Origin of the sequence: Halalkalibacterium halodurans (assembly GCF_005671335.1) — a bacterium.
Taxonomy (GTDB): Bacteria; Bacillota; Bacilli; order Bacillales; family Bacillaceae_D; genus Halalkalibacterium; species Halalkalibacterium halodurans.
On record NZ_CP040441.1, the window covers coordinates 499084 to 512633 of the forward strand.

Annotated in this window: 15 protein-coding genes and 1 riboswitch; of the genes, 11 read left to right on the forward strand and 4 right to left on the reverse strand. The window is 44.3% G+C overall.

Annotated elements, in window-relative coordinates:
- Nucleotides 1-23 precede the first annotated feature (23 nt).
- Nucleotides 24-647 carry a LysE family translocator gene (locus tag FED51_RS02490; protein ID WP_053432170.1) on the forward strand — a complete coding sequence of 208 codons (624 nt, stop codon included), beginning with the start codon at nt 24-26 and terminating at the stop codon, nt 645-647.
- Nucleotides 648-662: 15 nt separating this feature from the next.
- Nucleotides 663-1334, forward strand: a complete 672-nt coding sequence (locus FED51_RS02495; protein WP_010896608.1) for an HAD family hydrolase — start codon at nt 663-665, stop codon at nt 1332-1334.
- Here FED51_RS02495 and FED51_RS02500 read toward each other — a convergent pair.
- Nucleotides 1302-1904 carry a LysE/ArgO family amino acid transporter gene (locus FED51_RS02500; protein ID WP_083445646.1) on the reverse strand — a complete coding sequence of 201 codons (603 nt, stop codon included), beginning with the start codon at nt 1902-1904 and terminating at the stop codon, nt 1302-1304. The two genes, FED51_RS02495 and FED51_RS02500, sit on opposite strands and share 33 nt — an antisense overlap.
- A gap of 115 nt (nt 1905-2019) precedes the next feature.
- Here FED51_RS02500 and FED51_RS02505 point away from each other — a divergent pair, with 115 nt between their 5' ends.
- Together FED51_RS02505 and FED51_RS02510 are read left to right on the forward strand one after the other, a co-directional pair.
- A complete protein-coding gene (locus tag FED51_RS02505) occupies nt 2020-3468 on the forward strand; it encodes an aminotransferase-like domain-containing protein (protein ID WP_053432171.1) in 1449 nt (482 codons plus the stop codon).
- Between the two features lie 24 nt (nt 3469-3492).
- On the forward strand, nt 3493-3981 hold the full coding sequence (locus FED51_RS02510; RefSeq protein WP_407901403.1) for a GNAT family N-acetyltransferase: 489 nt from the start codon (nt 3493-3495) through the stop codon (nt 3979-3981).
- 53 nt (nt 3982-4034) lie between these two features.
- Here the strand turns inward: FED51_RS02510 and FED51_RS02515 are convergent, their stop codons facing one another.
- The gene (locus FED51_RS02515) at nt 4035-4214 is read right to left on the reverse strand and encodes a hypothetical protein (protein ID WP_010896615.1); all 180 of its coding nucleotides are present in this window, start codon (nt 4212-4214) and stop codon (nt 4035-4037) included.
- Between the two features lie 22 nt (nt 4215-4236).
- The gene (gene metE, locus FED51_RS02520; RefSeq protein WP_053432173.1) at nt 4237-6507 is read right to left on the reverse strand and encodes a 5-methyltetrahydropteroyltriglutamate--homocysteine S-methyltransferase; all 2271 of its coding nucleotides are present in this window, start codon (nt 6505-6507) and stop codon (nt 4237-4239) included.
- A gap of 141 nt (nt 6508-6648) precedes the next feature.
- A riboswitch (cobalamin riboswitch) is annotated at nt 6649-6846 on the reverse strand.
- Between the two features lie 351 nt (nt 6847-7197).
- Here metE and FED51_RS02525 point away from each other — a divergent pair.
- From FED51_RS02525 to phnE (FED51_RS02540), 4 genes are all read left to right on the forward strand, one after another.
- Nucleotides 7198-8151, forward strand: a complete 954-nt coding sequence (locus FED51_RS02525; RefSeq protein WP_010896617.1) for a phosphate/phosphite/phosphonate ABC transporter substrate-binding protein — start codon at nt 7198-7200, stop codon at nt 8149-8151.
- 258 nt (nt 8152-8409) lie between these two features.
- Nucleotides 8410-9183 carry a phosphonate ABC transporter ATP-binding protein gene (gene phnC / locus FED51_RS02530; protein ID WP_010896618.1) on the forward strand — a complete coding sequence of 258 codons (774 nt, stop codon included), beginning with the start codon at nt 8410-8412 and terminating at the stop codon, nt 9181-9183.
- The gene (gene phnE / locus FED51_RS02535; RefSeq protein ID WP_053432174.1) at nt 9183-9974 is read left to right on the forward strand and encodes a phosphonate ABC transporter, permease protein PhnE; all 792 of its coding nucleotides are present in this window, start codon (nt 9183-9185) and stop codon (nt 9972-9974) included. Before phnC ends, phnE (FED51_RS02535) begins: the two co-directional genes overlap by 1 nt.
- Nucleotides 9971-10774, forward strand: coding sequence for a phosphonate ABC transporter, permease protein PhnE (gene phnE / locus FED51_RS02540; RefSeq protein WP_053432175.1), 804 nt, complete (start codon nt 9971-9973; stop codon nt 10772-10774). Before phnE (FED51_RS02535) ends, phnE (FED51_RS02540) begins: the two co-directional genes overlap by 4 nt.
- A 61-nt stretch (nt 10775-10835) precedes the next feature.
- Here phnE (FED51_RS02540) and FED51_RS02545 read toward each other — a convergent pair whose 3' ends face one another.
- Nucleotides 10836-11372, reverse strand: a complete 537-nt coding sequence (locus tag FED51_RS02545) for a GNAT family N-acetyltransferase (RefSeq protein WP_053432176.1) — start codon at nt 11370-11372, stop codon at nt 10836-10838.
- A 189-nt stretch (nt 11373-11561) separates the two neighbouring features.
- On the opposite strand from FED51_RS02545, the gene FED51_RS02550 reads away from it, so the two are divergent.
- Genes FED51_RS02550 through FED51_RS02560 form a run of 3 tightly spaced genes read left to right on the forward strand, consistent with a single transcriptional unit; the run spans nt 11562 to nt 13549 of the window.
- On the forward strand, nt 11562-11867 hold the full coding sequence (locus tag FED51_RS02550) for a hypothetical protein (RefSeq protein WP_053432177.1): 306 nt from the start codon (nt 11562-11564) through the stop codon (nt 11865-11867).
- A gap of 54 nt (nt 11868-11921) precedes the next feature.
- On the forward strand, nt 11922-12842 hold the full coding sequence (locus FED51_RS02555) for an ABC transporter ATP-binding protein (RefSeq protein WP_053432178.1): 921 nt from the start codon (nt 11922-11924) through the stop codon (nt 12840-12842).
- Nucleotides 12839-13549: an ABC transporter permease gene (locus FED51_RS02560; protein ID WP_010896624.1), complete on the forward strand. Its 711-nt coding sequence runs from the start codon at nt 12839-12841 to the stop codon at nt 13547-13549. Before FED51_RS02555 ends, FED51_RS02560 begins: the two co-directional genes overlap by 4 nt.
- Nucleotide 13550 lies beyond the last annotated feature (1 nt).

Genomic DNA, 13550 nt, shown 5'->3' on the forward strand with positions numbered 1-13550 from the left:
TACGAAGATAGGAGGAGATAGGATTGGATTTTACCAGTCTTTTGTCGTTCTTAGGTGTGGCGGTTCTTCTGACGCTTATGCCTGGACCAGACATCTTATTTGTCTTAGCCCAAAGTATGTCGCAAAATCGCCAAGCGGGCATTGTCACAGCGCTCGGACTTTGTACAGGTCTGCTCGTACACATTACAGCAGCTGTTGTTGGTATATCAGCGCTCATTTATCAGTCTGCTCTCGCCTTTACTGTCGTAAAATACGCAGGAGCTGCATATTTGCTTTATTTAGCATGGAAGGCGTTTCAGGAAAAGGGAGAAGGTCTTTCGATTAACAAGCAAACCACCCTTGCCTACGGAGCCCTTTATAAGAAAGGCATTATTATGAATGTGTTAAATCCAAAAGTGTCCTTGTTTTTTCTCGCCTTGCTTCCCCAATTTGTAAACAGCGGGGCAGGATCTGCACCTTGGCAAATGCTTCTTTTAGGGGTTGTGTTTCTCATTCAAGCATTCATTATTTTTTCATTGGTTAGTTGGTTTGCGGAAAAGGTAGGGCAGCTCCTCATGCGTTCTTCATTTATAAAAAATCAAATGCATCGTATAAAAGGCGGGTTACTCGCGCTTATTGGTCTTCAAGTGGCCTTTAGCAAAAATTAAGAGAGGAAGCTGACAATGACGACCATTATATTTGATATGGATGGCACGCTCTTTCAAACCGATTCCGTGTTGGAAGGGGCGTTAGAAAAAACGTTCGACTACTTACGCCAAACCGATCGCTGGCAAGGAGAGACCCCGATTGAACAATACTTAGCAATCTTAGGGGCGCCGATGCACGTTGTTTGGGAAACGATCATGCCAAGTGCCTCTCATGAGGAACGTCAGGTAGCCGATCAAGCGTTTTGGGATTTTTTATTAGAAGAAATCCGTCTCGATCACGGAAAGCTTTATCCGAATGTAGGCAAGACGCTCGAAGAATTGTATCAATTAGGTTATGACTTGTATGTGGCAAGTAACGGGTTCATGCGGTATCTACAAGCGATCGTCGACCACTATGGCTTCACCTCTTATTTGAAAGATATTTACGGTGCCGACCGGTTTGAGACGGCCTCTAAAACAGAGCTGGTGGCAAAGTTAGTTCGTGACTATAGGATTGAGGGGGGCGTGATGGTGGGGGACCGATCATCAGATCTTACAGCAGGTGCTGATGCGAAGCTAGTTACAATCGGTTGTTTGTATGGATATGGGACTAAGGATGAACTGGATTCAGCAGATGTCCTCGTGGAAGACATCTCTGAAATCCGCTCGATCGTCTCACAGCGACTGGAAAATCATCAAAAACGCTAATCCCCAAATGAGGAGAGCAGATAGTCGGTTAAGATAGGTTACATATTTCTGAATCGCCTGAAGCTGGCCAAACCACCGACCGATCCAAGCGAGCAAGCAAAAATAAAGCCATGAGACAACGATTGTCCCACATGTAAACGACCATTTGTCTGCTGCTTCATAGAGCAACGAGTTCGTGCCGATGATCCCAAGGGTATCGAGGAGTGCGTGGGGATTCAGCAGGGAAACGGTTAAGGCGAACGACATTTGTTTTTTTGCTGTAAATGGTGCTACCTTACCGTTGCTCGCTGAGGTGCTGTTCCAAATGACCCAGCCCATATAAAGGAGGAAAACGAACCCTCCGATGATCAGAAAGGGAACGAACCGCTCGACGAGGTGGGCAGCTACTGCCATCACCAGCACTGAAACGATAATGAGTATCGTATCGCAAATCGAGGCGGTCATGACAGCTGGCAATGCGCGACGAAGCTTATTTTGCGTCATCCCTTGGGTGAAAATAAATAGATTCTGTACGCCCATGGGCAAAATGAGACCGAAGGCGAGAAGAAAACCATGTAAAAATGAATCCAATCGTAAACCCTCCTAAAAGTGAAGTCGACATCATCATAGCAAGCGACGGTCGTTTGTCATCATCCAGTTCGCCTAGCTCGAGGCCAACCAGTTCATTGAAATGAAGGTGAGAAGTATGAAATTGGATTGGAAGCCTGATCGTTCAAGCCACGTTCCAATCTATCTGCAAATTAAAGAAGAGCTTAAGCGACGAATCGAGGGCGGCGAGTGGACGGTAGGTACCCTTTTGCCATCACAACGGGAACTGGCAAACCTGCTCGGTGTTAATCGAAGCACGATTGTCCAAGTGTATGAAGAATTAATGGCAGATGGCTTAGTCGAAAGTGTTCAGGGGAAAGGAACAAAAGTTGTCAACAACACGTGGAACGTCATTGCGGCTACGTCTCCAGATTGGCAGCAATACGTATCAGGTGGGGTGTTTCAGCCGAATAAAACGTATGTACAAAAGATCAACGAAGCGGAGTTTTCCGAGGAAGTCGTACGCCTTGGGACAGGAGAGCTAGCAAAAGGGTTACTTCCTGTTAAGCAAACAGAAGAAGTGCTTGCTTCCCTCTCTCTTGAAGCAAGCCATTTAAGCTATGAAGAGGCGAAGGGTTCGCTTGCTTTACGAGAAGCGGTTTGCGAATTTGTCTCAAAATATGGGATTCACGTATCTCCGTCAAGCGTCTTAATTGTTTCGGGAGCACTCCAAGCTCTATCCCTTATGACGAATGGACTGTTTCAGGCAGGGGCACGTGTGGCTGTCGAGTCCCCGTCCTATTTAATGTCGTTACGTATACTTACGTCAGCGAACATACGTGGGGTCCAGGTGCCGTTAGCGGACGTGCAACACAAGCCGAACGTTTTACGACAATACAAAAGGCAACAAGATGTGCAAATGTTTTATACGATTCCTACGTTCCACAATCCAACGAATGTAACGTACAGCACCGCTGTTCGAAAGGAGCTACTACATGTTTGCCAAGCGATTCAACTGCCAATCATTGAAGACGATGTATACCGGGAGCTTTGGTTCGATGCGGCTCCACCACCTCCGTTAAAATCACTCGATCAAACAGGGAATGTTCTCTATCTCGGGAGCATGTCAAAAATCATCAGCCCTGGTCTTCGAGTCGGCTGGGTCATCGGTCCAGAGCCGGTTATCCACCGTTTGGCAGACATGAAAATGCAGACCGATTATGGGGCGAGCTCCATTTCCCAAGCGATCGCACAGAGATGGTTAACGAATAATGATTGGTTTACGAGTCATGCCCAGTTTGTGCGAGACAAGCTGAAAAATCAGCGAAACGCGATGCTTCAATTGTTGCAGGAGCATATGGGGGAGCTAGCGGAATGGAATCGGCCCTCCGGTTCGTTTTACATTTGGTGCAAATTAAAACACCCGGTTGATATGAACCGTGTCTTCCACCGCTGTTTAAAAGATAACGTCTTAATTCATCCAGGTACGATTTATGAAGGCTTGAAGCATTCTTATATTCGTCTTTCCTATTCATACGAAACAGGGGAAAGGCTCGAATACGGCATAAAAGCGTTAGCTCGTGTGATACATGAAATGTTAGCTTGAAGGGGGAGAAGCACAGTGGAAAGTATACGGATAATCGAAATGACAGACAACGATTGGCCTGAGGTAGAACGCATTTACAGAGAAGGGATAGAAACAGGGAATGCCACATTTGAAACGGAAGCCCCTTCGTGGGAGAAATGGGATGCCGGTCATGTGAAAAGCTGCCGTTTTGTGGCAAAGATTAAAGAAAAGGTCGTTGGCTGGGTAGCCTTGAGCCCAGTCTCCAGTCGCTGTGTTTATCAAGGAGTAGCCGAAGTCAGCGTTTATGTTGGCTCGACAGGAAGAGGAAAGGGAGTCGGGCGAAAGCTTCTGGCGTCCGTTGTAGAAGAAAGTGAAAAGCAAGGGTATTGGACGTTGCAGGCGTCTGTATTCCCTGAAAATGTGGCCAGTCTCAAGCTACACCGCCAGTTAGGATTCCGCGAAGTGGGGAAGCGGGAACGACTTGCAAAACGAGAGGGTGTGTGGCGGGACGTCATCTTGCTGGAGCGACGAAGCGAAAAGGTAGGATTGTAAAAAATAAAGGCGTTAGCCACCGCGGCTAACGCCTTTATTAGAGCAGCACTCGTCTAAGACAAGCGTAAATGAGCGTTCAGTGCTTCGTGCCATTTCTGCTTTGTCTGTTGATTCGTCCGTTCTAAATACTGGATTAACATCCATAATCCTTTATGGTCAAGGTTGTCGATGACCCTCTTCATGACGGCAGCATCCGTCGTATGCTCTAAGAAGTAGATGATTTCTTGTCTCATCCTTACCCCTTTCGTGAGAGGATTAAGCTTTCGTTTTTAGCTCTTCTCGTGCAGCTCGTGCGGCAGCTACCATGTTCTTAAGGGCGGCTACGGTTTCTTTTTCCGCGCGAGTCTTTAAGCCACAATCAGGGTTAACCCAGAAAAGGCTAGCTGGCAAGACCGTTAACGCGCGGCGGATGACATTTAGCATTTCTTCTTCTGAAGGAACGCGAGGGCTGTGAATATCGTAGACCCCTAACCCAATTCCCTTTTCATACGTCGTCTTTTCAAACGCGCTAATCATTTCTCCGTGGCTTCGTGATGTCTCGATGGAAATGACGTCTGCATCGAGATCATCGATGGCTTCGATCATTTCATGGAATTCGCTGTAGCACATATGAGTATGAATTTGCGTCGTTGCCTTCACATGGGCGCAGCTCGCACGGAAGGCGGACACGGCCCAGTCTAAGTACTCTTGCTGATCTTCAGCTTTTAATGGCAGACCTTCACGAATCGCCGGTTCGTCAATTTGAATCATTTCGATACCCGCTTCTTCTAATGCCGTCACTTCATGGGTGAGGGCCTCCGCGATTTGATGTGCAATCACAGTTAACGGTAAGTCATCACGAACGAACGACCAGTTTAAAATCGTGACAGGGCCTGTGAGCATGCCTTTCACCGGTTTGTCCGTTAACGATTGGGCATACACGGTTTCTGCTACCGTCATTGGTTCGGTGAAGCTCACATTTCCATAAATGATTGGCGGCTTGACGCAGCGGGAGCCATATGATTGCACCCAACCGTTGGCTGTGAATGCAAAGCCATCTAACTTCTCACCGAAAAATTCAACCATGTCGTTGCGCTCAAATTCTCCGTGAACGAGTACATCGAGGCCAAGCTCTTCTTGAATATTGATCCACTTTTCAATGTAGGACTTCATCGTCCGCTCATACTCGACTGTCGATAGCTCCCCTTTTCGCCATAACGATCTTGTGCGACGCACATCTTTTGTTTGCGGGAAGCTTCCGATCGTTGTCGTTGGAAGAAGAGGAAGCTGCCATTTTTCTTCTTGAACCGGACGGCGCTCGTTAAAGGATTGTGGGCGCTTTTTGTTTTCAAGGTTATGAGATGTTGCTGCTCCAGAGCGCCAGCCTGATTTTTCGAGAGCGGCTAAAGCGTCGTCATTGGCCTCAAGCGCTTCTTTCACCTCAGCTTCATTTCCTGCGGCTAGCTGTTTTAATGTGTGAAGCTCGGTTAGTTTTTCATTAGCAAATGCAAGCACACCTAGCAACGTTGGGTCGAGTTTTTCCTCACGCTTGGTTGTAACCGGTACGTGGAGAAGGCTGCATGATGGTTGCAATACAAGACGATCTTTCGCTACATGCTGTTCTAATTGATGAACAAGCTCATGGCGCTCGCGTAAGTTGCTAATCCAAATGTTGCGTCCATCAATGATTCCGGCAGCAAGCACCTTATCTTCAGGGAATCCGAACGTACGGAGAGCTTCAAGGTTTTTTGCCCCACCATGAACAAAGTCTAGACCAATGCCCTTCACTGGAAGAGAGACGACCTCTTCGTAAAAAGTCACCGCGTCAAAATACGTTTGTAGGAAGAGTGGTGCATCGGCGATCGCTTCGTTTATTTGCTCGTAAATACGTGTAACAAGCGCCATTTCTCGTGCTGAAATGGAGGTAACAAGGGATGGCTCATCCACTTGAATGGAACGAGCACCTGCATCGACGAGCTCCTGGATGACCTGGATGTAAAGCGGTAGCAATGATTGAATCGTCTCTTGAAGCTTATCCTCTTCATAGCCTTTGGCTAGCTTTACAAATGAGTATGGACCTAGAATGACAGGCTTTCCATCAATGCCTAATTCATTTTTTGCTTCTAAATAGGCCTCAAGTGGAGCGTTTTTCGTTAAGCGTGGTGCAGCATCATGTAGCTCAGGAACGATGTAATGGTAGTTTGTGTTGTACCACTTCGTCATTTCACACGCCTGGGCGTTTTTGCTTCCTCGTGCCATAGCAAAGTAAGTAGAGAGTGTCGGCGTATCACCTTGTTGTAAGAATCGTTTTGGAATAATTCCGAACATTACGGCCATATCGAGCACATGGTCATAAAGGGTAAAGTCACCAACAGGAATGAGATCAACCTCTTGTTCTTGTTGCACGCGTAAATGATTGAGGCGAAGCTCTTTCATTGTGGCGAGCAATTGTTCTTCAGTGGTGTCATTTGCCCAGAACGATTCAAGTGCTTTTTTCCATTCGCGGTTTTCGCCAATACGTGGGTATCCTAGATTGCTAGTCAACATGTAAAATTCCTCCTTGAAGTGATAGAGTAAAAAGGTAAAATAAAAAGGATATTTTTACCAATATGGGAGAGTGGTAAAAATATCCTTCGTTGGATGCAACGAAACATGTTTGAAACACCTCCCTATCTCCCGTAGGTAAAAGCAGTGCTGTTAGAACAGGCAGGTCTCCTGGCTCTAGCGTCAACATTGCAACAGTCTTCCCAACCAATGAACGGTCAGTGACAATATCGTTACAACTCAGCTATGACAGTGGCGGGACCGCTCCGGATTTGCACCGGATTCCCTTTTAAACATTAAGTCTATCATGTGACTTAACGTACCTGTTCCCAAACGATGAAATTTTAATCCACTTTAACGGAGGAAAGCCGATTTGTCAAGTAGGAAATAAGCGAAAACCTAATCAGTTTCTTTCCTCCTAACCCCTTTATATCAAGCTCTAATCCAATAAATCATAGTATTCTACTCTGTTTTTGCTATTTTAATGTAATATATTTTTTTGCGAGTGGCATCGTTCAGAGCAGTAAATCGAGAGTTGAAACATTAATCAATTGTATACAAAACCCTTACATAATTTACATTTTTAAAAAATAACTGTTACTTCTTGCGTGGTACACTTTTCATGAAAAGGCTGAATGAACAGTACATATCTGGTCTTTCTAAAAAATCTATTTCATATGGAGGACGTACATCATGGGATTAAAAAAAGCAGGGGCATCTTTATTGCTAGCCACCTCATTATTTTTAACTGCATGTGGCTCAAGTGCCACGGACAGTGAAGTGAGCGAAGGGGACGCGGTTGGCGGTACAGATAGTGAAGCCTATGTACCTGAATCGTTAATGGTTCAGTTCGTTCCATCGCAAAATGCTGAAACGTTAGAGGCTAGAGCCAAGCCGCTTGAGAATCTGTTATCAGATGAATTAGGAATTGATGTGGAAGTTAGTGTATCAACTAATTATAATACGGTCGTTGAAGCGATGGCTTCTGGTCAGGTTGATGTCGGTTTCCTGCCGCCAAACGCTTATGTACAAGCTCACGATGAGTACGGTGCAGCAGAGGTTATCTTGCAATCGCAACGGTTTGGAGTGAACGAGGATGGTTCACCAACAGATGAGCTAGTCGATTACTATTTGTCGATGTTTATTGCCCGTGCCGACTCTGATATTGAATCGATTGCAGATATTAAAGGGAAAACGGTCGCCTTCCAGGACTACACATCATCAGCGGGATACGTTTGGCCTGCCGCGATTTTGTTAGACGAAGGGATCGATCCTTTAACAGATGTGAATCCGCTCATTCTCCAAGGTCATGATGCAGGAGTTACTGCTGTCTTAAACGGTGAGGCAGATGTTGCTGCGATTTTCCAAGATGCGCGTAATGTTGTTGCGGGTGATTTTCCGACTGTTTTTGAAGATACAAAGGTGATTTCGTTCACAGAGCCGATTCCAAATGACACGATTTCTGTCCGATCCGATATGGACGATGAGTGGAAAAAGAAGATCCAGCAAGCTTTTATTAAAATTGGTCAATCTGAAGAAGGTCTAGAGATTATTCGTGATATCTATACGCATGAAGGTTATACCGAATCAGAAGATGCTACCTTTGATATCGTTCGTGACTATGCGGAGCGTGTTCAAGGCGAATAAAGGCTACTGAATCTCTGATTTTCACTTCATTACTTTTCTCTATTAGTCTATTAATAGGTCGTATCTCTAGGGGCTCACGATCTTGAGGTTGTCCAAAAGGGGGGAGAGCTCCCTTTTGAACAACTTTTTTTCCTCTTTAAGGACTTTGCTTCTGTAAAAGATGAAGGATAAGAAAAAATTGCACCCGCCATTTACGGCTTGGGTGAACCAAGCTTTCTCATTTTACGACTTAACTACTTATTAGAAAGTTGGATTTCTATGATTGAACTGAAGAATGTCTCAAAAGTGTATCCGAATGGAGTAATAGGGTTAGACAATATTAATTTAACGATTGAAAAAGGGGAATTTGTCGCGATTGTCGGTTTATCTGGAGCGGGTAAATCGACCTTATTGCGTGCCATGAATCGTTTGATCGATATATCCGATGGTGACATTATGATTAATCGTCGATCGATCACTTCAGCAAGTGGAAAAGAGCTACGTATGATGCGAAGAGATATTGGAATGATCTTTCAAAATTTTAATCTTGTGAAACGCTCCACTGTCTTACGTAACGTCCTTTCTGGTCGGGTGGCTCATAATCACACGTTTCGTACGCTTTTCAATCTATTTCCTCAAAAAGATGTAGATCTCGCCCTTCAATCACTTGAAAGAGTTAATATTTTAGAAAAAGCCTATACCCGTTCTAGTCAATTATCAGGCGGTCAACAGCAGCGTGTCTCGATCGCTCGTGCCCTTGCGCAAGAGGCAAAAATGATATTGGCTGATGAACCGACGGCATCGCTAGATCCGGTCACGACGAAACAAGTGATGGATGATTTAAAAAAAATTAATACAGAGGATCAGGTGACAGTTGTCATTAACTTGCATTTTGTTGACTTAGCAAGAGAGTATGCCACAAGAATTATTGGCTTACGGGACGGAAAGGTCGTTTTTGATGGTCCAGCGCAAAGAGCAACAGACGAGGTGTTTAAAGATATTTACGGTAGACCACTTAAAGAGGATGAATTGTTAGGAAAGGAAGTCGGGTGATGGAAACGAAACTGAATGATCGGGTGCCAATAAAGCCTTCACGACATTCCTTTTACCTTTTTCTCGTGATTCTATTTATCGTTGTTTTTGCAAGTGCTATTTACATTGAAGCTGACCCTTATGTCATTGTTCAAAATGGTTCCAATATGTTTGACCTCATATCACGCATGTTTCCGCCGGACTGGTCTTATATCGTCACAACGACACCGGCAATGCTCGATACGATTCGAATGGCTTTACTTGGGACAACGATGGGAACACTTCTCTCCATCCCCGTCATGTTCCTGTGCGCAAGGAACATGTATCACGTACGGTGGCTTGTTGAAGCGTCGCGTATTGGGTTAAATGTGTTACGGACGATTCCTGACTTACTGCTTGCGGCTATTTTTGCGGCGATTCTTGGATATTCATCCCTTGCAGGCATTGTGGCTCTGTCTGTTTTTTCTGTTGGAATCATTGCGAAGTTGTCATTCGAAGCGATTGAAAACATTGATGACGGCCCGCTAGAGTCTATGACGGCCGTTGGGGCAAACAAATTACAATGGATAGCGTTTGGGGTCGTACCGCAAATCATGCCCCACTTTGTGTCCTATGTTCTTTACACGTTTGAGATTAATATCCGAGCGGCCGCGATTCTCGGATTAGTTGGAGCGGGTGGAATCGGGCTATTCTATAACCGAGCGCTCAGTTCCTTTAACTATGACCAAGTGCTGGCGCTTATTCTTTATACGTTGGTCGTTGTTATCCTCATTGATCTGATTAGCTTGAAGACAAGGGAGAAGTTACTATGAAACGGTCCGATTTGTTTAAAAAAGAACGGTTCTTGAGAAGAGCAAAATTTTCTTTGTTGTTTATTGTTCTACTCGCTTTATACGGATGGGCAATTGCGGGTATACAGTTTAACGGGATGCTTGATACGGCATGGCCCGTTACAAAAAGCATTGTACAAGGGTTTCTTACACCTGATACTAGTTATATCTATAATCCTGAGGGAGAAGATTTGCTTAGAGGTTTGCTTGAGACATTAGCTATCGCGATAGTAGGTATCTGTCTGTCTATCGTTCTCGCGATTCCGATTGGCCTTTGGGCCGCGAAAAATTTAAGTTCAACCCCGCTTATTTCACAAGGAGGAAAATCGACTCTTAGTTTTATTCGTACCTTACCGGATATCATTTTAGCTCTTCTATTTATCAAAGTCGTAGGCCCCGGCGCTTATGCAGGAATGTTAGCTTTAGGGATTGGGGCGATCGGGATGCTAGGGAAATTGTACGCAGAAGAGGTAGAGGCGATGGATCCAGGTCCGGTAGAATCGATCGTCGCCGTTGGCGGAAATAAATTAGAGCAGTTAGCCTTTGGCGTGATTCCACAAGTTTTACCAGGCTTTATTTCTGCGACTTTATACCGATTTGAAATTAATATGCGCTCGGCGGCCACACTGGGGGTTATTGGGGCTGGCGGGATTGGTACACCGTTAATTTTTGCGATTCAGGCGAGGAATTGGGATAGGGTCGGGATGATCATGATCGGGATCGTTCTTGTGGTCTTAATCGTCGATTGGTGTTCAAGCGCCTTGAGGAAACGAGTGTTATAAAAGGCTATGTCAAACGGGAGTACGTTTTCCTTTTGCCATAGCCTTTTTTACTTCAAATATGTCATTGTGAGTACTTCCGTTCATTCCATTCCCGTTTCAGTATGCTCATTTCAATCAGATCCCAATATTCTCCTTTGACTTTTGTATTTTGCCGAAGGAGCCCTTCCCGTTGAAATCCTATTTTTTCGTAGCGATGAATTGCACGAACATTAAAAGAAAAAACACCGAGAGAGACTCGATTTAACGAAAGTTGCTCAAAGGCGATTCGAAGCAGCTCCTCAATCATTGGCGCCGCAAATCCTTTTCCTCTTGCTGCTGGAAAGACGAGCACTTTGCCCATTCGAGCCGACTCGTTAACACGATCCACTTTTCCGAGTGCGATATGGCCAATGGTTTCACTAGAACCTACGGCTTTCACCTTGAATATGTATTGATCGCTTCCGTCCATATTTGCCCCATCAATGTAAGAAGCCAGCTGGGATCGAGTGAGGGGATATGTGAAGGCTGAGCCGCTCCATTGCTTTAAAAACTCGGGAGATTCGATATGTTTTATGAGCTGGTCAAAGTCTGATTCATTAAAGTCCAAAAGTTCAATCATCGGTGGCCATCCTTTCTTCAGATTTGCCTTCTCCCTTTATTATATATTTTTTAGGAGTAAGGTGGTCTTATTTTAGAAAAACCCAATTTCAAAGATAGAGGTAAAAAATACTTTACAAAATGTAACTCGTTCTTTACAATGAAGGTGAACCTTTTGGAGTTAATATCCAGTAAAGGGAGTGAATGAAGTATGCAGCTTGAAGAGATTGCGTTTTATGGAAGTTCGATTGGCGGATTATTGGTGATCATAGCGTTTGTTGTGTTTTGGATTGTCGCTAAGCAAGCAGGTGAAACTGGTCACGCGAACGAGATCTTTTTGAAAGTGTATCGATTGATGTTTTCTGTGCTTGCCATTTTTATTCTTTCCAGTGTTGTTTTTAATTTAGGGGAAAAATTAACAGGTCACTTGTTTCAGCAAGTTTCCTTAACCGTATTTTCGATTGCTACGTTTCTTGGAGCTGTATATCTACTCATCCTGAATAAAACGCGTAGCTAGTCATATCTGTTTTTTACTCGTATCGAAACGTAAATGGAAGATGGAGGGTTCATAATGACAACAACAAATTATTTGATTGAAACGAACAATTTAACGAAGACCTATAAACATGTGCATGCGGTGGACCGTATAAACCTCAAAGTAAAAGAAGGAGAGATTTACGGGTTCCTCGGACCGAATGGAGCTGGCAAGACAACGACCATTCGTATGTTGCTAGGGCTCATTAAAGCCTCTCAAGGATCGATTAAAATATTTGGGAAAGACCTGAAACAACATCGACTTGACATCTTAAAAAATATAGGGGCTCTTGTGGAATCGCCTTCCTATTATCCACATCTTTCGGGTGAAGATAACCTTGAGACGGTTCGAAAAATAGTGAAGGTCCCTAAATCACGAATTGCTGAAGTACTTGAGCTTGTACGTCTAACAAAAGTAGCAGATCGAAAAGTGCAAGAGTATTCCTTGGGCATGAAACAGCGACTAGCCATTGCTGCAGCGCTGTTAGCCAATCCGCGCCTAGTGATCTTAGATGAGCCAACAAATGGATTGGACCCGGCAGGAATTATCGAGATTCGAAACTTGATCCTTCGGTTACCTAAAGAGTATGGGATTACTGTTTTACTTTCATCTCATCTCTTATCTGAAGTTGAACAAGTGGCCTCTCAAGTAGGGATTATCGCGAAAGGAAAGTTGATTTTTCAGGATTCGATTGAAGAACTGCGTAAGAAAGCAAATAGGAAAATATTTCTCTCGACGAGCCATCCAGAAGTTGCGGCAACCATTTTACAGGAGCGGGGAATTAATGTAGATACACAAGCTCGTGGATTGGTTATGAATGATCGCTCGGACGAAGAAATTGCTCAGCTTGTGAAAGCATTCGTTGAAAAAGATATTGATGTTTACCGGATTTCTGATGAAACTTCCTCACTGGAAGAGATCTTCTTACAACTGACAAAGGGAGGACAAACGCTGTGATCCTCGATTTGTTGCGATCTGATTTATTGAAAACGAAAAAAATTGCTTGGTTATTAGTCTTGTTCGGTCCAATCGGTGTTGTGGGCCTACAATTCATTAACTATTCTTTACGTTATGACCATTTGCTATCGGTACACCCGGACCATGGTTACTTTTTTCTCGTAAACGTTCATGCATTTTGGCCACCAGCGTTATTGTTAGGGATTACACTCATTATTTCGTTGCAGGCAAGTATCGAGCATCAAAAAAACCTATGGAAGCAAATACTTATCCTTCCGGTACGACGGGAGCAAGTCTATCTTTCGAAACTGTTTTTAATTGTAACGATGCTATTGTTAACTTCCCTTTTCCTAGTTGGTTGGACGTACGTAACGGGTATCTATTTTGGCTTCACAAATGAATTCTCACTTCTTCAAGCGTTCCAAATGAGCTTTTATACGTTATTTGCTGCATGGCCTTTTGTCTTGCTTCAGTTCTGGTTGTCCATGCATTTTAAAAATCAAGGAGCTGCTTTAACGGTAGGGATTGCGAGTGCGGCCTTTATTATGTATGCACAAGGGGTACCAGACTGGCTACCTTGGAAGTGGCCCCTATTATTAGATGGATTTTCCGAAAGTCTCTCGACAAGTGTGCTTTACGGTTCCATACTTGGCATCGTTTTCGCGTTACTATCGATGTTGGTGTTAACTAGAAAGGACGTGCATTAAT

Bases quoted from the DNA above. Each gene is read 5' to 3' on its own strand.
- FED51_RS02495 (WP_010896608.1), top strand. From the start codon at position 663: ATGACGACCATTATATTTGATATGGATGGCACGCTCTTTCAAACCGAT.
- FED51_RS02505 (WP_053432171.1), top strand. From the start codon at position 2,020: ATGAAATTGGATTGGAAGCCTGATCGTTCAAGCCACGTTCCAATCTAT.
- FED51_RS02515 (WP_010896615.1), bottom strand. From the start codon at position 4,214: ATGAGACAAGAAATCATCTACTTCTTAGAGCATACGACGGATGCTGCC.
- metE (WP_053432173.1), bottom strand. From the start codon at position 6,507: ATGTTGACTAGCAATCTAGGATACCCACGTATTGGCGAAAACCGCGAA.
- FED51_RS02525 (WP_010896617.1), top strand. From the start codon at position 7,198: ATGGGATTAAAAAAAGCAGGGGCATCTTTATTGCTAGCCACCTCATTA.
- phnC (WP_010896618.1), top strand. From the start codon at position 8,410: ATGATTGAACTGAAGAATGTCTCAAAAGTGTATCCGAATGGAGTAATA.
- phnE (WP_053432174.1), top strand. From the start codon at position 9,183: ATGGAAACGAAACTGAATGATCGGGTGCCAATAAAGCCTTCACGACAT.
- phnE (WP_053432175.1), top strand. From the start codon at position 9,971: ATGAAACGGTCCGATTTGTTTAAAAAAGAACGGTTCTTGAGAAGAGCA.
- FED51_RS02545 (WP_053432176.1), bottom strand. From the start codon at position 11,372: ATGATTGAACTTTTGGACTTTAATGAATCAGACTTTGACCAGCTCATA.
- FED51_RS02550 (WP_053432177.1), top strand. From the start codon at position 11,562: ATGCAGCTTGAAGAGATTGCGTTTTATGGAAGTTCGATTGGCGGATTA.
- FED51_RS02555 (WP_053432178.1), top strand. From the start codon at position 11,922: ATGACAACAACAAATTATTTGATTGAAACGAACAATTTAACGAAGACC.